The 19,877-nt window shown below is 46.2% G+C and carries 17 protein-coding genes; 7 read left to right on the top strand and 10 right to left on the bottom strand.

The window, feature by feature from the left end; all coding sequences use genetic code 11:
- The first annotated feature begins 116 nt into the window (after positions 1–116).
- The gene (rrtA, locus tag FJ444_RS06710) at positions 117–731 is read left to right on the top strand and encodes a rhombosortase (RefSeq protein ID WP_370298015.1); all 615 of its coding nucleotides are present in this window, start codon (positions 117–119) and stop codon (positions 729–731) included.
- Between the two features lie 67 nt (positions 732–798).
- Here rrtA and FJ444_RS06705 read toward each other — a convergent pair whose 3' ends face one another.
- Positions 799–3,291: a prolyl oligopeptidase family serine peptidase gene (locus FJ444_RS06705; RefSeq protein WP_140957164.1), complete on the bottom strand. Its 2,493-nt coding sequence runs from the start codon at positions 3,289–3,291 to the stop codon at positions 799–801.
- A gap of 216 nt (positions 3,292–3,507) precedes the next feature.
- On the opposite strand from FJ444_RS06705, the gene FJ444_RS06700 reads away from it, so the two are divergent.
- Positions 3,508–4,050 carry a glutathione peroxidase gene (locus tag FJ444_RS06700; protein WP_140957163.1) on the top strand — a complete coding sequence of 181 codons (543 nt, stop codon included), beginning with the start codon at positions 3,508–3,510 and terminating at the stop codon, positions 4,048–4,050.
- 158 nt (positions 4,051–4,208) lie between these two features.
- Here FJ444_RS06700 and FJ444_RS06695 read toward each other — a convergent pair whose 3' ends face one another.
- The 3 genes from FJ444_RS06695 to FJ444_RS06685 form a co-directional block, all read right to left on the bottom strand.
- Entirely contained in the window at positions 4,209–4,808 is a 600-nt protein-coding gene (locus FJ444_RS06695) for an FMN-dependent NADH-azoreductase (RefSeq protein ID WP_140957161.1), read from the bottom strand.
- Between the two features lie 193 nt (positions 4,809–5,001).
- Entirely contained in the window at positions 5,002–6,246 is a 1,245-nt protein-coding gene (locus FJ444_RS06690) for a cystathionine gamma-synthase family protein (RefSeq protein WP_140957159.1), read from the bottom strand.
- Positions 6,243–6,863, bottom strand: coding sequence for a lysophospholipid acyltransferase family protein (locus tag FJ444_RS06685; RefSeq protein ID WP_140957158.1), 621 nt, complete (start codon positions 6,861–6,863; stop codon positions 6,243–6,245). The genes FJ444_RS06690 and FJ444_RS06685 overlap by 4 nt, the downstream gene beginning before the upstream one ends.
- A 143-nt stretch (positions 6,864–7,006) precedes the next feature.
- Here FJ444_RS06685 and FJ444_RS06680 point away from each other — a divergent pair, with 143 nt between their 5' ends.
- Together FJ444_RS06680 and FJ444_RS06675 are read left to right on the top strand one after the other, a co-directional pair.
- The gene (locus FJ444_RS06680) at positions 7,007–7,774 is read left to right on the top strand and encodes an NRDE family protein (RefSeq protein ID WP_140957156.1); all 768 of its coding nucleotides are present in this window, start codon (positions 7,007–7,009) and stop codon (positions 7,772–7,774) included.
- 188 nt (positions 7,775–7,962) lie between these two features.
- Positions 7,963–9,159, top strand: coding sequence for an amino acid aminotransferase (locus tag FJ444_RS06675; protein WP_140957155.1), 1,197 nt, complete (start codon positions 7,963–7,965; stop codon positions 9,157–9,159).
- Between the two features lie 333 nt (positions 9,160–9,492).
- Here the strand turns inward: FJ444_RS06675 and FJ444_RS06670 are convergent, their stop codons facing one another.
- The 4 genes from FJ444_RS06670 to FJ444_RS06655 form a co-directional block, all read right to left on the bottom strand.
- Complete coding sequence (locus FJ444_RS06670) at positions 9,493–9,996, bottom strand: YqiA/YcfP family alpha/beta fold hydrolase (protein ID WP_140957154.1); 504 nt, start codon at positions 9,994–9,996, stop codon at positions 9,493–9,495.
- A 121-nt stretch (positions 9,997–10,117) separates the two neighbouring features.
- Positions 10,118–10,483 carry a hypothetical protein gene (locus FJ444_RS06665; protein WP_140957153.1) on the bottom strand — a complete coding sequence of 122 codons (366 nt, stop codon included), beginning with the start codon at positions 10,481–10,483 and terminating at the stop codon, positions 10,118–10,120.
- 170 nt (positions 10,484–10,653) lie between these two features.
- Positions 10,654–13,809 carry an efflux RND transporter permease subunit gene (locus tag FJ444_RS06660; RefSeq protein WP_140957152.1) on the bottom strand — a complete coding sequence of 1,052 codons (3,156 nt, stop codon included), beginning with the start codon at positions 13,807–13,809 and terminating at the stop codon, positions 10,654–10,656.
- A gap of 3 nt (positions 13,810–13,812) precedes the next feature.
- Positions 13,813–15,021 (bottom strand): efflux RND transporter periplasmic adaptor subunit, encoded by a 1,209-nt coding sequence (locus tag FJ444_RS06655; protein WP_140957151.1) that lies wholly within the window; start codon positions 15,019–15,021, stop codon positions 13,813–13,815.
- Between the two features lie 371 nt (positions 15,022–15,392).
- Between FJ444_RS06655 and FJ444_RS06650 the strand changes: the two genes are divergently transcribed.
- Positions 15,393–15,701, top strand: a complete 309-nt coding sequence (locus tag FJ444_RS06650) for an isoamylase early set domain-containing protein (RefSeq protein WP_140957150.1) — start codon at positions 15,393–15,395, stop codon at positions 15,699–15,701.
- 61 nt (positions 15,702–15,762) lie between these two features.
- On the opposite strand, the gene FJ444_RS06645 is transcribed toward FJ444_RS06650, so the two are convergent.
- Both FJ444_RS06645 and FJ444_RS06640 read right to left on the bottom strand, forming a co-directional pair.
- Positions 15,763–16,689 (bottom strand): electron transfer flavoprotein subunit alpha/FixB family protein, encoded by a 927-nt coding sequence (locus FJ444_RS06645; protein ID WP_140957149.1) that lies wholly within the window; start codon positions 16,687–16,689, stop codon positions 15,763–15,765.
- On the bottom strand, positions 16,689–17,438 hold the full coding sequence (locus tag FJ444_RS06640; RefSeq protein ID WP_140957148.1) for an electron transfer flavoprotein subunit beta/FixA family protein: 750 nt from the start codon (positions 17,436–17,438) through the stop codon (positions 16,689–16,691). The genes FJ444_RS06645 and FJ444_RS06640 overlap by 1 nt, the downstream gene beginning before the upstream one ends.
- Before the next feature lie 283 nt (positions 17,439–17,721).
- Between FJ444_RS06640 and FJ444_RS06635 the strand changes: the two genes are divergently transcribed.
- A complete protein-coding gene (locus FJ444_RS06635; RefSeq protein WP_140957147.1) occupies positions 17,722–19,368 on the top strand; it encodes an electron transfer flavoprotein-ubiquinone oxidoreductase in 1,647 nt (548 codons plus the stop codon).
- Positions 19,369–19,474: 106 nt separating this feature from the next.
- The gene (locus FJ444_RS06630) at positions 19,475–19,873 is read left to right on the top strand and encodes an H-NS family nucleoid-associated regulatory protein (protein WP_140957146.1); all 399 of its coding nucleotides are present in this window, start codon (positions 19,475–19,477) and stop codon (positions 19,871–19,873) included.
- Positions 19,874–19,877 lie beyond the last annotated feature (4 nt).

The following is a 19,877-nucleotide window of genomic DNA, read 5'->3' as shown; positions in this document are numbered from 1 at the left end:
GTGCATCGGATTAGCTATAGCGTGCGAGGGTTAACACACTTACCGAAGGTTATTTGGTACCAGATTAGTTTTTCGTTATCATAGCGCCCCACTTACCGATTCAAAAATTGATTCCAATGATAGTTGCGCTACCACTTAAACCACAGTTTAGCCTTGGTCCGGCAATATTGCTTGTTACTGTGATCCTGTTGTTTTTCATGGGTTCATCTACCACAGAGCTGCTGGCCTACGACCGCTATGCACTGGAAAGTCTGGAAACCTGGCGTTTATTGTCGGGCAATCTGGTACATACCAACGGCTATCATCTGTTGTTGAACGGCGCGGGCCTGTTTTTTTTATGGGCATTGCATGGCGAACACTACAAGCCATTACTGTTCATTAAGTTGTTTTTATGGTGTGGGCTGGGTACCAGTTTGGGGATCTATTTTCTGTCACCTTCATTGATTTGGTATGTCGGGTTGTCGGGGGCTTTACATGGTTTATTTGTGTGGGGAGCCTGTATGGATATTCGCAATAAAGTGTATTCAGGTGCCCTGCTGCTACTCGGCATAATGGCAAAAGTAAGCTGGGAACAATGGCAAGGCAGCAGTAAGGATGTAGCAGAATTAATTGGTGCGTCGGTCGCTATCGACGCCCATCTTTACGGTGCGGCAAGTGGTTTTGCACTGTTTTTACTGATGTGGGTGATGTCGGTGTTGTATTCGGTTATCAAACCCCGGCAGGCAGCTTAGTTGCCCATAAAAAAAGCCGGGCAGTATGCCTGACCGGCTTCATCGTGTTTTCAGATAAACTGTTTTATTACAGGTTTTCTTCAAATAATTTGAAAATACGGCGGTATTCGTCCAACCAGGAACTTGGCTGAATAAAGCCATGAGGCTCCACTGGGTAAATAGCCGTTTCGAAATCCGTTTTTTCCAGCTCAATCATACGCTGTACCAGGCGAACAACGTCTACAAAGAACACGTTGTTGTCTACCATTGGTGCATTGATCAGCAGTGTTTTCTCTAACCCTTCAGCAAAGTAAATGGGAGAGCTTTTGCGGTAAGCAATAGGGTCAACATCCGGCGTATTCAGAATATTCGATGTATAGGCCGTATTGTAGTGAGCCCAGTCTGACACCGGACGCAGTGCCGCACCAGCCTGAAACAGATCCGGCGCAGTAAACATCGACATAAACGTTAAGAAACCGCCATAAGAACCGCCATAGGTACCAATACGGTTGCGATCAACGTTCGCGTTGTTCACCAGCCAATTTACCCCATCACGTAAATCTTCCACTTCCGGCGTTCCCATTTGACGGTAAATAGCTGTGCGCCAGTCGCGCCCATAACCAGCAGACGCACGGTAATCCATATCCAGTACCACGTACCCTTTTTGCACTAACATGCTGTGGAACATGAATTCACGGAAATACCCCGACCACCCCAAATGCGCATTCTGCAGGTAGCCAGCACCATGGTTAAATACCACTGCGCGCTTAGCATCACCTTGCTGATACCCTTCTGGCAAATAAACGCGGGCATAAATAGGTTTGCTGGTATGGCTGGAAGGAATGGCTACCACCTGCGGTGCCGTCCATGGCAAGGCTTTAAATGCTTCACTCACCGTGTGGGTTAGTTGAACAGGTTCAGAGCCATTCCCCAAGCGCTGTATAAATAATTCGGGTGGCTGGGTTACTTTTGAATGGGTCAGCAACAACGCGTCTTCACCTGGGCTCAGCACATATTCGGTTACGCCGTTCAGATCAGTAAGCGCTTCGTGTTCACCCGTAGCCACATTTACCCGGTAGATCTCATAAATTCCAGGGTGCTTTTTGTTGGCCTGAAAGTACATGTACTGATCGTTGCTGCTCAGTGTTACTTCATCCACAATGTACTCACCAGATGTGAGGGCACGCGGCTTTTCGCCAGGCTTTTGCACATACAAGTGGCTATAACCGGTATGCTCCGACTGATAAAACAGGGTGTGGGTGTTGTGTAACCAACCAAACTGATTAAAGCGATAATTTACCCAGGCATCATCGTGCAAACGATGTTCGGTATTAAACTGCTTACTGGCGAAATCCACCGTTACAATCCAGCGGTCTTTGTTGTCCCAGGCTTCCAGCATTAGCGCTACCGCTGTGCCGTCCTGATGCCAGCGTATTGACGGCTCACGCCAATACCAGCTATCCAACAGACCAATGGCGCGCGGCAGGCGGTTTACTGTGTAAGTTTCACCCCGCGCGGCAGCGTTTTCCGCTTTAACTGATGCAAGCACGTCGTCGTTGTACCCTGGCAAATTCATATACGACAACTTATGCTGAGTATGCGCCTGAATATCGAGCAACCAAACGGTTTCCTCAACGGGCTGAGCATCTGCTACACGCTGACGCACATCAATAGCCGCTATACGTCCATCTTCCTGAATGTAGTGCGGCATAATGTCGGTTTTATCCCGATAGCTGCCTTGCTTGGTGGTGACGACAATGGCGTGTTTGCCATCGGGAGATAAGGTTGCAGCCACTAACCGATCGCCCGACGGAAAATAGAATGGCGCTGGTGCAACAGCCGGGCTTGCAGCACGCATTGCTGCATCGTGAGCAAAGGCGTCATCCCGGTTTTTGCGCTGAACCTGAATATATTGAATCAGTGTTTGCTGTTCAGCCGCTATATAGTCTTTTGGCGGTTTATTGGCAACAGGGGCATCTTCAAATTTCCAACTCATCAGCATCGCCTGCTGACCGGTTGTTAAATCAAAAGCAACCACGCTATCACCGGTTGTCGCCATCAGGCGGTTATCGGTCATAAACGTTAAATTGCGCAGCGACTGGCCACCCCGGGTTAACTGTACTACCGCGCCGTCAGCCAGTTTTACAAAAACACTGTCTTCAAAACGCCAGGCCGTATATTTACCATCGTTACTGGCGGCTTTTTCATCGTAACGGTATGCGTGCTGAGCCGACAACTCAATTTTCGAACCGTTGCCGGTTTTATCCGCTTTAATCAGGTAATAATCATTAACCTCACTGCCCTCGCGCTTGCGGGCGTACACAATATCGCCATCCAACGACCAGGCAGGAGCGGTAGGCTCCCGTCCCAGCCAATCGGGATCTGACATTATTCGATTAAGCGTGATCTCGCCAGTGGCACCAGGGTTAACGGCCTCAGTACGAACAACTGCGGCCGGCACTGGTGAAGCAATGGTTGAATCGGTTGCCACCGGGGCTTGCGATTCAGTGGTGTTCGCGCATGCGAACAAAAGCAGGCTGATACTGCCGGCAATAATATTTCTGGTCAGGTGATTTGGCATATTCTTGTTTACTTATTTGCTACAACCCGGTCATTATAGCCACGATAAACCATCGCTTGTGAATATTTATCTTTAAACTTAAACGCTTTGCCGTATGAACGGTGTACTCAGTAATCCGCCGTTGCGCACTGTCACCGGCATTATTTGGATACAGAGTGATCCAAGGCAGTGGTTTTTACTGTATTTCTCAACACATCACACTAACAGGACGACACGATGAAAAAACTTATGGGCGCCTTTATTCTTAGCGCAATGGCCTTTACCAGCCAGGCAAACACTTGCCCGGATGTGCTGAAATTTATGAAACGCAAGCTGAACTCTCAGGAAACGGTAAACCTGTGCAACGAGTTTCAGGGCAAAACACTCCTGATCGTGAATACTGCCAGTTACTGTGGCTACACACCTCAATTTGAAGGTTTGGAAGCCATGTACGCAGAATTAAAAGAGCAGGATTTTGTGGTATTGGGCTTCCCTTCTCACGACTTCAATCAGGAAGCCAAAGACGAAGGTAAAACGGCTGAATTATGTGAACTGACATACGGTGTTAAATTCCCTATGTTTGAGCCAACTCATGTGAAAGGCGACGAAGCCGATCCATTATTCCGCATGCTTGCCAAAGCCACCGGTGAGGCACCCAGCTGGAATTTCAACAAATACCTGGTAGACAAAAACGGTAACATTGTTAAGCACTATAAGAGCTCTGTTAAACCTTCCGATAAAGCCCTTCGCGACGATGTCGCCAAAGCGCTAGCCATGTAATACCAGCCTGCCTGTTGCACATCCTCGGCGTTCAACAGGCAAAAAAAAGCCCCGTACACAACGGGGCTAAAGCACACTCAACTTGGAACACACTTTAGCATCAATAGAACAGCTATTTATTCTGCGCCATTTTTGCTAACTGCATATAGTTGGTCTAATTAGTTAGACAAAAGTTCAATAATTTTTTCATTTGCTGAAGAAAATGCTTTTTGAGCAGCCTCTTCACCCATATTCAGACCTTCGGCATACACAAAATTCACACTGCGGATCCCCATGAGGCCAAATACGTGGCGAATATAAGGGGTTTGTGAGTCGTATTCAGTCCCTGCATAAATACCTCCGCGCGCAGCCAATACTGTTACAGGCTTATCGGCAATCAGGCCAACCGGGCCGGTTTCGGTGTATTTAAATGATTTGCCTGCACGCGCCAGACGATCAATCCAGGCTTTAAACGTAGACGGCACACCCAGGTTATACATTGGCAGGCCAATCACTACTTCATCGGCTTCAATTAAACGCGAAAGCAGTGCGTCTGAAATACCGGCTAATTCTGCTTGCTCACTGGTGCGCGCTTCCGGGGCGGTCATCCACGCAGCCATTTCTTTTTGCGTTAAATGAGGTAGCTGAACCTCATTCAGATTCAGTACGTCCAGCTTTACCTGCTGGTCATCAAGTTTTGCAATATAGTTGGCGACTAATTTTGAAGAATTGCCCGCTTCACCGTTTAAACTGCTGTTTACTACTAAAATTGTTTTCATGTCTGCACTCCTGTCAGTTGATGTAGTTATTTAATCAACAACAGTAACGGACATCCATGGCTAAAAATCACACCTATCATTCTATTTAACCGAATGAATTTTACACGGCAGATATATCAACGCACAAAAAAGCCCCGAGGTACCAGGTACACGAGGCTTTTTTATTGCTATGAAATGCTGACTCTGGCTTACGTTAGAGCGTGAAGCTATTTAACGCCTGCTCAAAATCGGCCACTAAATCGTCGGTATCTTCAATACCAACAGACAAGCGGATCATGGTTTCCGTAATCCCCATTTTAGCGCGCTCACGCTGGCCATTTTCGAAGAAAATAGTAGGCGCAACCGGCAACGCCAGTGTACGTGTGTCACCAAGATGCGTAGCAGAGATAACCAATGCCAGCTTGTCTAAGAAAGCACAAGGCTCAATGCCTGGCACCAAATCAAAACTGAGAATCGAACCGTAATTAGCCAGTTGTTCACGGGCAATAAAATGTTGTGGATGATTTGCCAGCCCGGGGTAATACACGGTTTGCACTTTAGGGTGAGCTTCCAGATACGTAGCCAGTTTTAACGCGTTATCGTTACTGCGCGCGGTGCGAAGCGATAATGTTTCCATGCCAACCGAAATAAGGTGAGCAGACTGAGGCGCTAGCGTGGCACCTATATCGCGCAACCCTTTTTTCTTGATTTGGGTAATCCCCCACATGGCTTTATCAGCTACCTGATATTTAGGGATGATATTAGGGAATTGGGTCCAGTCGTATAATCCTGTATCAACTACCGCACCACCCAATACATGGCCATGACCTGCAATATATTTGGTAAGTGAACACAGAATGAGTGACACTTTCATGGCTTTAGCATCAAAACTTGGCGGAGGAGTCATGGTGTTATCCACCATAAAGAGCAGCTTATTCTCTTCACACCATTGCCCAATTGCCCGGGCATCCGATACTTGTGTAACCGGATTAGCTATCGTTTCAGCAAATACTGCTCGAGTATTAGGCTGCTTTGCGTTAATCACATCCTGAATGGACGTCACATCCACGAAGGTAAGCTGGATACCGAGATCCTGCATGGTATCCATGAAGCTGCGGGTATTGCCGAACAAATACTGGCTAACAATGATGTGATCGCCTGCTTTGAATAACGACAAAAACGTGCTGGTAATAGCCGCCATACCAGTAGCAAAACACACACTAGTGAGTCCGCCTTCTAAATCGGCGATCATATTCTGTAGTGCCACCACCGAACCAGACGATGAACGCGAATAAACGTGCCCTACTTTTTTGCCCTGAAATACATCAACCAAATCTTGTGCTCGTTTAAATTCGAAAAGCACTGAATTAGTGGTACTGCTATGCACTGCGCCATCTGTTGGCTGATTCAAAAGTCGATCAGCATGGATCTGACGGGTGGTTACTCCCAGTTTTGTCACGCGTTGGGCTCCGTTACTGTTTGCTGTGGATACTTGGCATCAATGGTGCGGTAAAAAGCATAAATCTCGTTCATTGATGATGCTAAGTCGTCGGATACGGTAAGAACCGGACCAAACACCAGCGCTTTACGCCGGTAGTCCAATCCTACACACTGAATCGGGATTCTAGCGGTTTGTGCTATGTAAAGAAAGCCGCTTTTCCATGGAAACACCGCTTTTCTGGTTCCCTCAGGTGCCAGTGCGAGTACCAGTTTATCGGCATTATTTATTTGCTTTGCAATACTTTGCACCACGCCATGCGCCTGGCTGCGCTCAACCGGGATACCGCCAATCTTGCGCATGAAGTAGCCCAACGGCGGCGTAAAAATAGTGTGTTTACCGAAGAAAGATAATCGAATACGGATTGCAAACATCACTGCAACGCCAAGTATAAAATCCCAGTTTGACGTATGCGGTGCAACGGCAATTACCATTTTAGGTTCGTTTGCCATTTGGCCATCGATAACCCACCCGCGCTTATCCAGCCACCACCGGCATAGGCGACTAAACCAACCAGGCGCTCTGTGAGGCACCAATTCAGGCAATGAATAACACGCAAAAGACTGCTTATCGTGCATAAAAAACCTTTATAGTTATGATTATATCAACCCAATCGTAGCATAATTGGCTGCATTCAGCGCCAGTCGCTATAGATCAACACATCAATTGGTTACACTAACGCCTCATCGACTGGTTCAGACTTCTTTTACTGAGTAATAGCATGTGTATTATTTTTGCTGCGGTTCAACAGCACCCTGAATATCCATTAATCATTGCTGCTAATCGCGACGAATTTTATGCAAGGCCAACAGCGCCATCGGCTTTCTGGACTGAGCCCCCAGGATTGCTCGCTGGCAAGGATTTAATGGCTGGCGGGACATGGATGGGCATTACGCGTAACGGACACATTGCCGCACTAACCAACATCAGAAACCCCGCCACTCAATCCGATGATAAACTTAGTCGCGGTCATCTTGTGGTTAAATATTTAGCCAGTCCGCCACTATCGGCAATGTATCTTCGTACACTTGAAGCCACAGCAAATCAGTACAATGGCTTTAATATGCTGTTTGGGCATTACCGGAACCTGCTTGCATTTAACAGTGAATCATCAGCGCATGAATGGCTATCTCCGGGCGTACATAGCTTGTCGAATGCATCGCTTAATACCCCCTGGCCTAAGGTGCGCAATGGCACGCAAGCCTTGCAGGAATATATTAGCAGCGCCGACTCGCTGAACATTGATCACCTGTTTGCGTTGTTGCGCAATAATCAACAGGCCCCCATGGATGAATTACCCAGCACGGGCGTGTCGCCGGAATGGGAAATGGCGCTGTCGCCTATCTTCATTCATACACCAAAATATGGCACCCGCAGCTCTACTATACTCCTTGTTAACCAGCATCAGCAGGCATGTTGGTATGAATGTACCTACACAAGCGATGGTACAGTGGGGCAAATGCAACATTTTAGTTGGAAAATTGGCTAATTTTAGGATGATTTTCTATTCGTATTTGATAGTGATAGTGGCATAATGCGCAACCTGTGCAATGACTCCCGTTTTGCACAACAATAATGCAACGTGACGAACATTCTGAACGCTGCGGACTTTTGGTTATCGACTGGCCCGTTTTCAGCCGTCGTTAACATTGACTAATGAAATCGTGAGGACATACCGTGTTTGAAGTGTTACCCCTGCTACCCCCTGATCCTATACTTGGTTTATCTGCTGCCTTTAAGCAAGACAACAACCCTGCAAAGATTGATTTAGGCGTAGGTGTTTATAAAGACGAACAGGGCAATACCCCTATTCTGTCGGCGGTAGTAAAAGCACAAAAAGTGTTGCTTGAGCGTGAGACTTCAAAAACCTATATCACTCCGCAGGGTGTGCAAGGGTTTATCGACGGTATGCTGCAACTGATTCTGGGAGCACAAAGCCCGGTTCTTTTAGCCGACCGCGTTGCCGCAGTTCAGGCGCCTGGTGGCTGTGGTTCACTGCGTATTCTGGCCGAATTACTTACCCGCGTTAATGCCGATACAACTGTATGGGTAAGCGATCCTACCTGGGCAAACCACATTCCACTGATTGGCAATGCCGGTTTAACTATTGAAACCTACCCCTACTTCGACAAAGCAACTGCGTCTGTGCGCTTCGACGCTATGATGGATTGTTTGCGTAAGGTGAAAAAAGGCGATGTAGTACTGCTACACGGTTGCTGCCACAACCCAACGGGTGCAGACCTGACCAAAGCTCAATGGCAAGAAGTACTCAACGTTGCCAAAGAGCGTGAGTTCCTGCCTTTCGTAGATATTGCTTATCAGGGTTTCGGTGACAGCCTGGAAGACGACGTTTATGGCGTACGTTTGCTGTGTGAGAACCTGCCTGAGGTGATTATTGCCGCATCTTGCAGCAAAAACTTTGGTTTGTACCGTGAGCGTGTTGGTTTAGCGGCCATTGTTTGCGCCGACAGTAACACCCGTAAAATTGCTCAGGGTCAAATTCAGAGCGTTGCGCGTGGTATTTACTCAATGCCGCCCAGCTACGGCGGTGCGTTAGTTGATATTATTTTGTCTAACGACGCGCTGAAACAGGAATGGGTAAACGAGGTAGACGAAATGCGCGATCGCATGCGTACACTGCGTGGCCTGTTGGTAAGCAAATTAGCCGAGTACGGTGCACAGAAAGATTTCAGCTTCGTAAACGACCAAAAAGGCATGTTCTCCTTCCTGTGCATTACTCCGGAACAAGTTCAAAAGATGCGTAGCGAGCACAGCGTTTACTTTGTGGACTCAAGCCGCGTGAACGTTGCAGGTATCAGCCTGGCAAACGTAGATACACTGGCCAAAGCCATGGTAAAAGTAATCAACGCGTAATATTGCAATAAACAAGCGCACTGCTGGTCAGTGCGCTTGTTAGCTATTCTGCCACACAGTTAGCACAGCGCGCACAAATCACTACACACGACATACTTTACGTTATACGGATTTTAGCGGTAAGCAAATAACATACAGGTACAAGGATGCACAACACAAAGTCCTTTCTACTTCTGGTTTTAATTTCTATTTTTACTTTAAGCGCTTGAAGCTTGCTTCAAGGCGAGCAACACTAGGCTGGACCAACCCTGTCACTCAATGGTTCCATTATAGTCTCAATACACTTCGAACCGAATTAAACAGGACTCTGCGGAAAACAACTGTTTTCTCTGCTTAAACCTTGTCTGTAAGGCAACTGTATAAAAACTGCTTGAAAATCGGCGCTATCAAATCCAATGAATCGTTTAACCGGTGATCACCAGGCACCAAATGCAAACTGGCACTTTGTTCCCGTGCGAATTTAAGTACGTTTTCCACCGGTATAATTTCGTCCTGCCAGCCATGTACACACGACACGGCGCATTTAACCGGATATGCCTGCTTTTCGTAACGAGGCATGTATACTGCCGGGGCCAGCAAAAATATACCCTTAACGTTATATTGCAGGGCCGCTACCAACGACACATAGCCACCCATACTGGAACCCACTAACACCACTTCGGAATCGTCAGACGGCAGTTGCTCCAGCAGTAAAGCAACCCGCTCTTCCGGGTTCATCGTAGCTGAATAGTCAATACTTTCTATCTGACATCCCATGCTTTCAGCGATATCAGCTAAAAATCGAATTTTAGTGCCCCACGGGCCACTTTCTTTGCCGTGCGAAAAATAAACTTTCACGAATGCTCCTCCAACTGGAACACCGATTATCCCTATTCGTCACTAAATAACAATAATATTTGTCTTACACTAAACACTAATTGCCGAAAATATGAAATTAAAAACAAATGTTAACAAATAGTTACGCAGCAATATTGATGGATGTCGAGTAAGCGCGCTGTACCATGGCCTGCAGTTTTTTACAGGCATTTACGTATTTAACATCGCGCTGATAAAACACCTGCTCGATTATTTTACCATTGGCATCAATTAAGAAACTTGCCAAACGGGCCTTGCGGTGTGGCAGGTAAAAGTGATGCAGGGTTACATTTTTTGTGGCAGGCATAGTCGTAATAAGCTGATAAAAGCAAAACGGTAACTTGAAATGTGCCGCACGTGGATCGTTGCCACTCCAGGCCATAACTTGCTGAAATGTGTCCTGAGACTCATTTGTTTTTATGCCAAAACGCTGAATCAGATCATCAATGGTTTTTAGTCCGGTATTCATAATCCGCCCTCCTACTTGTTGTTACATACAGTACTGTATATCCAAACAGCAATCAAGCCAAATGTGCAACAAATAACCAATAAGATTCAAAATAAACCGAATTATTATAAATGGCATAAAAAAACCGTGTACACCATACAGTGAACACGGTTGTTTTTAACTAAGCTGAATTACTTGAACGCTATTTCATCAGCTGTAGACTGACTAACAGGCATCGCTTTAGGCTTTTTGAATAACTGACGTATATCGTCCAGTATCACGTACAATGCTGGCACTAGCAGTAGTGTAATTACAGTGGCAAACAAAATACCAAACGCCAGTGAAATAGCCATTGGGATCACCACCTGCGCTTGCAGGCTGCGCTCAAACATAATGGGTACTAGTCCCATGAAGGTTGTCAGTGAGGTCAAAATGATCGCCCTGAAACGCTGCGTCCCAGCGTTAATAGCGGCATCCATGAGACGATGCCCTTCCGCACGCGCCCGGTTAACAAAGTCCACCATAATCAGACTATCGTTTACCACTACGCCCGACAGCGCAATAATGCCGCAAATCGACAACACGCTTACAGCATGGCCAAGTGCTAAGTGGCCCACGATGGCACCAAAAATACCAAATGGAATGACCGACATAATAATGATTGGCTGACTGTATGAACGCAGCGGTACGGCAAGTAGCGCATAAATAGCGAACAACGCGAACAATAAGCCTTTAGCCAATGACCCCATGGCTTCCATTTGTTCACGGGAATTACCCTGTAACTTAAAATCTACCCGAGGGTAACGTTTCATTAATTCAGGGATCACCTGGCCTATCATTTCCATGGTGACTTTGTTTGGCTCGACCAAATCGACGTTTACGGCTGCCGATACTGTTACCGAGCGTTTACCGTCTACCCGAATGATAGAATCATAACCTTTCCCCATTTTAATATCGGCAACCTGATCAAAAGGCACATCCTGACCACCAGGCGCTCTTACTCGCATATTTTCCAAATGCCCAACTGAATTTCGGGCATCCTGAGGGTAACGCACCATTACCTTAATTTCTTCATCGTCGCGTTGTATGCGCTGTACTTCCGCACCATAGAAACCATAGCGCACCTGCTGCCCCAATTGCTGGAGCGTAATACCCAGTGCTTCTGCCTGAGGCTTGAGCTGTAACTGAATCTCATCTGAGCCACCTGAAAAGGTATCATTAATGTCAGATACACCGTTGTACTGTGCAAGCGCCGCTTTTACATCCTGGCTTATCTTTTCGAGATCTTCGATATGCGCTGAGCTGAATTCAAAACTCAGATCAGAACCACCACCCGGGCCGCCCGGTGACGCAAAACTCAGAGTTTTCACACCGGCCATTTCAGGCATCTGCTCCCGCCAGCGCGTTTGGATATCCGTATCGGTCAAGTCTCTTGCTTCGCCCTTGGTTAGCTCCACAAACACCTGTCCACCCAATGATCCGCTATCGAATGCAACGGCATGTTTTACTACACCCTGCCCGGTTTCTTTCTCGATTTGCGCATCCATTCGGTACATGGCTTCCAGCATGGTATCCAGCACATAGTCGCGCTGAGAGAGCGAAGAGCCGGGTTCAAGTTCTACCCTTGCCTGAACAAAGTCGCTGGGAATGGTGGGGAAAAATACAAAGCGTACCCAATCTCCTTTGAACAAGCCAAACGTTAAAATAAGCATACTCACAAACGTCGCCAGAGTGATGTAACGAAATTTCACAGCTTTTCGCAGGAATGGAGCATACACATTACTGATAAAGGTTTTTATACCTTCACTGAAAAAATCCCTGAAACGCTGGAATTTATTAGCTTTGGCTGGATCATAGGGCTTCATCTTCATGTGTGCCAGATGAGCGGGCAAAATCAATTTAGATTCAAGCAGTGAGAATGCCAGACACACTATCACCACCAATCCAATGGTCTTCCAGATCACACCAAATGGACCCGACACCATTAACATAGGCGAAAACGCAGCGATGGTGGTTAATACCCCAAAAGTGGCGGGCATCGCCACCTTTTTAACACCGGTTATAATGTTGTCGGTACTGTGGCCTTTAGCGTCAATCTCGGAATAGGCGGATTCCCCCATAATAATGGCATCATCCACCACTATCCCCAGCACTAAAATGAACGCAAACAAACTGAGCATGTTAATAGACACGCCCATCATGTCCATGGGCAATACCATAAGCGTACCCAGGAAACACACGGGCAACCCCACCATTACCCAAAATGCCAGTTTGATTTTCAGGAATAGTGACAGCACGATAAATACCAGCACGCCGCCCCAGAACATATTTTCAAGCATCATGTTTAAGCGATCAGCCAGGTAAAAAGACGAATCTCCCCATGAATCAGCCTGTATATGAGCCGGAAAATCCTTTTTGTGAGTGTCTAGGTATTGATTAACTTCTTTAGAGATTTCAAGGGCGTTTTGATCACCTACTGCACGCACGCGAATATTTACCGCTGGTTTATTGTCGAACATAGCGTATTGCGGATCTTCCACAAAGCCATCGTCGATAGTGGCAATATCCCCCAGTGTAAGTCTGCTGCCATCTTCTCTTGTCATCAGAACTACCTGGGCAAATTCGTACCCCGTATAAGCCTGACCTTTGGTTCTTAGCAAGATATTGCCGCTGTCTGACTTAATGGCACCGCCGGGCAAGTCTACCGATGACTGACGAACGGCATTAACGACTTCTGAGAACGTCAGATTGTATTTTTGCAGCGTGTATTCCGACAGCTCAATGGAGATTTCATAATCGCGATCACCAACTACCTGAACGTTAGAAATGCCAGGTAGATTTGCAACGTCATCACGTAGATTTTTAGCAAACTCTTTAAGCTCCCGTTCGCTGGCATCACCGTAAACTGCAACCCACATAACGTCCTGGAGAAATTTGGTACGGTAAACGGTAGGTTTTTCGGTATTACCCGGAAAGCTGGGTATGGCATCAACCTGGGCTTTTACTTCATCGAGCACCAGTTGCACATCGTAGTCTTCTTCCACTTCAATCGATACTGAACCCATGCCTTCCACGGCAGTGGCAGTAATTTTTTTAATGCCATCGAGATCCTTTATGGCATCTTCTATTTTCAGCAGAACACCTTCTTCCACTTCCTGTGGCGCTGCGCCCAGGTAAGGTACTCGTACCGAAATCAAATTCACTTCGAAATTGGGAAACACCTGCTTTTGAATTGAAATGGCGCCAAAAATGCCGCCAATCAACAAGATCCACATTAACAGGTTAGCCGCAACGTTGTTGCGTGCAAACCAGGCTATCAGGCCTGTATGCGTATTGTAGGATTGCATGGCTTACTCTCCTGTGCTCAACGTGTTTTGCGGCTCTTCAACATCGTCTTGTGCAGGATCTTCACCCGCGATCCGCACCGGCATTCCCTCGTAAGGCGTAGGCACAGCACTGCGTACTACCTTATCACCACTTTGCAGACCCTCAGACACATAAACACTTTCAGGACTGGAGCGCGCAATTTTTACATTGCGAATCGATAGTGTGTTATCTTCGCTTACCACCAGAACAGAACCATCAAGACGCAATAAACTGCGTGGGATTACAATTAACGTTTGCGCCTGAGTGCCACTCACCGTTGCCTGTACAAACTGACCAAAACGCAGTGGAACCGGATGCAAATCCGTGTTGTCTCGGCCGTAGGGATCATTCACTTCAACTACTGCATAAATTAAGCGGTTTGTGGTATCCAGAACACCTTCACTTCTCACTAAACGGCCATGCCACTGATGAAATTTACCGCCAACCACAGCCGACAAAGCAACCGGATTTTGCTCTTTCACACCTGCAGACAAATCGATGAAAGCTAAATCAGCATCAGTAAGGGGTAATCGCACTTCAGCAACACTGGTTCCATACAGTTCACCTACCTGAGCGCCGGTAGACACAAACTGCCCTAAATCCACGTTCCGTTTAATTACAATGCCATCGTAAGGCGCAACAATTTGCGTACGGGCGAAGTTACGCTGTGCTCTGGCCAATTTTGCTTTCGCTGCTTTAACGTTCGCCTGCTCTTTGGCAAGCTGTGGCTTGCGTAGACCCAGTTCAGGTGGCACTACACTGCGCACCGAACGCCATTCTTCTGCCGCCACTTTGCCACGCGCCATCTCTTCTTCCAATGCGGCTTCAGCCTGCGCCAATTCCGCCTCGGCTAAACGCAAGTCGGTTTCGTAATCATCTTGTTCAAGGGTTAACAGCACATCGCCTTTTCGAAACATGCCGCCCACAACAAAATTATCCGACAGTTTTATTACACGGCCACTCACCTGCGCAGCCACCTGAGTTTTATGCTTGGGAAGCACGTTCCCCTGAGAACTCACTGTAAACTCAACGTGTTCACTGAAAACCGGCTGTGCATCGACCAGAAAGGCCTTTTCTTCGACAACCTTTTTTTCAGGTGGCTTTTTACCAAGCACCATTAAGGCGGTTAAAACAATTGCAACCAGCAGTATTATTAGTGGAATACCCGCTTTTGCTATAGAAGAAACTTTCATGTGAGTGTCACCCGATTGGCCCAAAAGCACGATGCTTTTGTGTGTAATTATTGTATTTGTTCACGGTTTTGCACGTGTAGATACAAGCAAAGTCTACAAACGGCAGTCCTTATACTGAAGTGTAAAATGGCTGGATTACAAACGCTTTAATAACTTTGTTAGAAATTGTAACGGTATCTGAGCGGTAATGCCGCTATAACCTTTTCATTTTTATTTGCATTCCCAAATTCGCCGACAAACTTAATCGTTTAAGTTGATTTGACAAAATACTTACACAAATTGTCTGTTAATTGTGCCAAACCCCTTGAATTGCTAGTTTTTTGAGCGTAACTTGTAAGTTAATTACACATTGTAATGCGTAGGAGAAAACAATGAGCCTGAAGAAGCAATATTTAAAGTCAAAGCCCGTATGCAAAGTGACCTTTAAGCTCACTGCAGAGGAAGCCAAAAATGCATCTACAGCAAAATTGGTTGGCGATTTCAATGAGTGGGATTTGGGTGCAACACCCATGAAGAAGTTAAAAAACGGTGATTTTACCCAGACTGTCGATTTACCAGCGGATTGTGAATACCAGTTCCGCTATTTACTGGATGAAGACGTGTGGGAGAACGACTGGGAAGCTGATGCCTACGTTGCATCGCCGGTAAGTCTGGAAGAAAATTCTCTGGTTCGCGTTTAACGTTCACAAAAAAGGGCTTCTGATCAGAAGCCCTTTTTACATTGTACTTTCAAGCAGATCTTTACAGACCTGCTTCTATCTCGGGTAGTGCCTCAAATAAATCAGCAACCAGTCCGTAATCTGCCACCTGAAAGATTGCCGCTTCCGGATCTTTATTAATCGCAACAATCACTTTTGAGTCTTTCATACCTGCAAGGTGTTGAATAGCTCCCGAAATTCCCACTGCAATATACAGTTGTGGCGCTACAATTTTCCCGGTTTGCCCTACCTGCATGTCATTGGGAACAAATCCGGCATCAACTGCCGCACGAGATGCTCCAACCGCCGCTCCAAGTTTGTCAGCAATGCGCTCCAGCATGGCAAAATGCTCGCCATCCTGCATACCCCGGCCACCTGAAATAATAATATTCGCGGCAGTCAGTTCCGGACGATCAGATTTAGTTACCTCTTCACGCACGAACGCGCTCATCTTATTTTCAAACACCGCATCCACAATGCTAACAGGTGCACTGTTTCCGGTGGCTGCCGCATCAAACGCAGAGGCACGTACCGTAATGACTTTTACCGGATCACTGCTTTGCACTGTTGCTATGGCGTTACCCGCATAAATAGGTCGCACAAACGTATCTGCACTTTCAACCGCGATCACATCAGATAATTGCACCACATCAAGCAGTGCTGCTACGCGTGGCATAAAGTTCTTACCTGTGGTGGTAGCCGCCGCAATAATATGGGAATAGTCACCGGCAAGACTGTGTACCAACTCAGCAGTATTTTCCGCTAACTGGTGTTCATAAACAGCATTGTCGGCAACCAATACTGCTGCCACACCGGCTATTTCACTAGCTTGCGCGGCAACGCCTGCACAGTTAGCCCCAGCTACCAGGACATGCACGGTATCACCCATTTTAGTAGCGGCATTCACCAGTTTATGAGTTTCTGATTTTAACTGATGGTTGTTGTGTTCTGCATAAACTAAAACGGCCATTAGATCACCTTTGCTTCGTCGCGTAATTTAGATAACAACTCTTCTACTGAGTTTACTTTGATGCCTGCTTCACGCGTGGGTGGAGGCGTAACTTTAAGGGTGGTTACTCTCGGCGTTAAATCAACACCCAGCTCGTCTGCAGTTTTGACGTCTAAAGGCTTGCGCTTGGCTTTCATGATATCTGGTAACTTCGCGTAACGCGGCTCGTTCAGTCGCAAGTCCGTTGATACCACAGCAGGTAATGTCAATTTCAAGGTTTGTAATCCGCCATCCACTTCGCGGGTAACTAAAGCGTGTTCACCTTCTACAACCACTTCAGAAGCAAATGTACCTTGGGGCATACCGGTTAAGGCAGCTAACATCTGACCGGTTTGATTATTATCTGAATCGATGGCCTGTTTACCAATAATCACTAAACCAGGTTGTTCCAGCTCAACCAGCTTAGCCAGCAACTTTGCTACCTGCAGTGATTCCGGGAAACTCTCGCACTCTACGTGAATCCCGCGATCAGCCCCCAAAGCCATGGCATTGCGAATTTGTTCCTGGCACGCTTTTGGCCCAACGGTTACCGCTATAATTTCCGTTGCCACGCCCTTTTCTTTCAACCTTACGGCTTCTTCTACTGCGATTTCACAAAAAGGATTCATCGACATTTTTGCGTTTGTCAGATCAACGTCAGACTGATCTGATTTCACTCTTACCTTTACGTTGTAGTCGATCACCCGTTTTACCGGTACGAGTATTTTCATAATTTCCTCTGATTTGAATCAATTGCCGAATATTGAAAAAACACTACTGTAACTGCCTATACTGACATGATGGCATAGCCGCCTGAAATTACTTTGATGACAATCAAAGCATAGTGTCAAACAAGGATTACAACAGTTTTATAACATTTCTATCATAAAATTTACTTCCAGTTGACGTAAACGTCAACCTGGTTTAGTTTGACGCGAAATATTCAAGAGGTCGCTGGTGGCAAAAGTTCTTGCCATTACGTAACCCAACGCCTTAACGATGAGGAGTGACACTGTGGAAAGAGAATCAATGGAATTCGACGTAGTGATTGTTGGCGCAGGCCCGTCTGGTCTGTCTACCGCAATCCGGTTAGCCCAACAAGCTCAGGAGCAGTCTCACCCCGTGAGTATTTGTGTGGTAGAGAAAGGCTCTGAGGTAGGCGCACATATTCTTTCTGGCGGCGTAATGGAGCCAGAGGCGTTAACCGCGCTTATTCCTGACTGGAAAGAGAAAGGCGCCCCGCTCAATCAGGCCGTTACTGCAGACGAAACCTATCTGCTGCGCAGTGAAGTTGGCGCTATAAAGCTACCTGGTTTCATTACCCCCAAAACAATGAACAATAAAGGTAACTATATTGTGTCGTTAGCCAATGTCTGTCGTTGGCTGGCAGAACAAGCAGAATCATTGGGTGTTGAAATATTCCCGGGCTTCGCCGCAGCAGAGATTTTCTATAATGAAGATGGCAGCGTAGGCGGTGTGATCACCGGTGATATGGGCGTAAATGCCAATGGTGAAGAAAAAGACGGCTACATGCCAGGAATGATTTTGCAGGCAAAGCACACTGTATTTGCCGAAGGCTGCCGTGGACACCTCGGTAAAATGCTGATTGAACAGTTCAAACTCGATGAGCACGCCACACCACAACATTACGCCATCGGTTTCAAAGAAATCTGGAATATTGACCCTACCAAGCACAAACCTGGTCTGGTAATTCACACTGCCGGCTGGCCCCTAACCGAAGCATCCGGCGGCAGCTATTTATATCATGCAGAAAACAACCAGGTGTTTGTGGGTTTAATTGTTGATCTTAATTATCACAACCCGCATTTGAGTCCGTTTGATGAATTCCAGCGCATGAAACACCATCCACTCTTTGCTCAGTATTTACAAGGTGGTGAGCGGGTTGCTTATGGCGCGAGAGCCATTACTAAAGGCGGATTGAATTCCTTACCTACCATGTCATTCCCCGGTGGATGTTTAGTGGGTTGTAATGCGGGTACGCTGAATTTCTCAAAGATCAAAGGCATTCACACAGCTATTAAGTCTGGTATGTTAGCAGCCGAGAGTATTTTTACTGCACTTACCAATAATGAAACCACTGACTTTTGTACATTGTTCAATCAGAAATTTGAAAACAGTGAATTACGCGAAGAATTATATAAAGCCAGAAACTTTGGCCCTGCCCTGCATAAATTTGGCAACTTACTGGGCGGCGCATTTAATACATTTGAACAAAATATATTAGGCGGAAAAAGTTTTTTCACATTAAAAGACCTGACACCAGATTACGCTAAAATGGAAAAAGCGTCGGAGTCAAAACGGATTGAATATCCAAAGCCCGATAATAAACTTAGCTTTGATAAATTGTCGTCAGTTTACTTAGCCAATACCAATCACGACGAAGATCAGCCTTGCCATTTACAGTTGAAAGATATGGCTATTCCGGTATCGGTTAATTTGCCTGATTATGATGAACCCGCACAGCGCTACTGCCCTGCCGGGGTGTATGAAATGGTAGAGGATGAAAATAAACAACCCCGCTTGCAAATAAACGGGGCAAACTGTGTTCATTGTAAAACCTGCGACATAAAAGATCCGTCGCAAAACATTCGTTGGTTTGTACCCGAAGGTGCCAGTGGACCAAATTATCCGAACATGTAATTTAAAGATTCAGTAAAATGAATTAAAAAATACTTTTGAAAAAAATCGCACTTAATTTAAACTTACGTGCGATTTTTTTATGGGTCTAATTTATAAAGGTAATTTAATGAGTGATTTTTTAGAAATTTTAACTCATGGAAGACGTTTACAAGGTGCAGTAAAGGATTTATCTGTAGAAGAATTAGAAAGTGTAATTGAAAAACTCAATGGCATTATCGAAAAGAAAAAAGCAGAAGCTGAAGCTGAAATTCAGGCCCAACAGGAAAAACTGGAAAAGCTTGCTCAAATTAAACAGCAAATGGCTGATGCTGGCATTGAGATTAGTGACTTGCAGGAAGTCGCAGAGCCAAAAGCAAAACGCAAATCTGCGGGTAAAAAACGCCAGGTAAAATACAAAATTACTGTTGATGGCGACACCACTGCGTGGACAGGCGTGGGCAGAATGCCAGTGGTATTTAAACAAGCTCTGGAAAGCGGAAAGTCGCTGGAAGATTTCGCGATCTAATTCG

Origin of the sequence: Aestuariibacter sp. GS-14 (assembly GCF_006494365.1) — a bacterium.
GTDB classification, from domain to species: domain Bacteria; phylum Pseudomonadota; class Gammaproteobacteria; order Enterobacterales; family Alteromonadaceae; genus Alteromonas; species Alteromonas mangrovi.
This window is presented reverse-complemented; position numbering and strand designations above follow the sequence as displayed.

Coding starts and splice junctions, on each gene's coding strand:
- rrtA (WP_370298015.1), top strand. CDS start 117: ATGATAGTTGCGCTACCACTTAAACCACAGTTTAGCCTTGGTCCGGCA.
- FJ444_RS06705 (WP_140957164.1), bottom strand. CDS start 3,291: ATGCCAAATCACCTGACCAGAAATATTATTGCCGGCAGTATCAGCCTG.
- FJ444_RS06645 (WP_140957149.1), bottom strand. CDS start 16,689: ATGGCCGTTTTAGTTTATGCAGAACACAACAACCATCAGTTAAAATCA.
- FJ444_RS06655 (WP_140957151.1), bottom strand. CDS start 15,021: ATGAAAGTTTCTTCTATAGCAAAAGCGGGTATTCCACTAATAATACTG.
- FJ444_RS06650 (WP_140957150.1), top strand. CDS start 15,393: ATGAGCCTGAAGAAGCAATATTTAAAGTCAAAGCCCGTATGCAAAGTG.
- FJ444_RS06680 (WP_140957156.1), top strand. CDS start 7,007: ATGTGTATTATTTTTGCTGCGGTTCAACAGCACCCTGAATATCCATTA.
- FJ444_RS06665 (WP_140957153.1), bottom strand. CDS start 10,483: ATGAATACCGGACTAAAAACCATTGATGATCTGATTCAGCGTTTTGGC.
- FJ444_RS06700 (WP_140957163.1), top strand. CDS start 3,508: ATGAAAAAACTTATGGGCGCCTTTATTCTTAGCGCAATGGCCTTTACC.
- FJ444_RS06640 (WP_140957148.1), bottom strand. CDS start 17,438: ATGAAAATACTCGTACCGGTAAAACGGGTGATCGACTACAACGTAAAG.
- FJ444_RS06685 (WP_140957158.1), bottom strand. CDS start 6,863: ATGCACGATAAGCAGTCTTTTGCGTGTTATTCATTGCCTGAATTGGTG.
- FJ444_RS06630 (WP_140957146.1), top strand. CDS start 19,475: ATGAGTGATTTTTTAGAAATTTTAACTCATGGAAGACGTTTACAAGGT.
- FJ444_RS06695 (WP_140957161.1), bottom strand. CDS start 4,808: ATGAAAACAATTTTAGTAGTAAACAGCAGTTTAAACGGTGAAGCGGGC.
- FJ444_RS06660 (WP_140957152.1), bottom strand. CDS start 13,809: ATGCAATCCTACAATACGCATACAGGCCTGATAGCCTGGTTTGCACGC.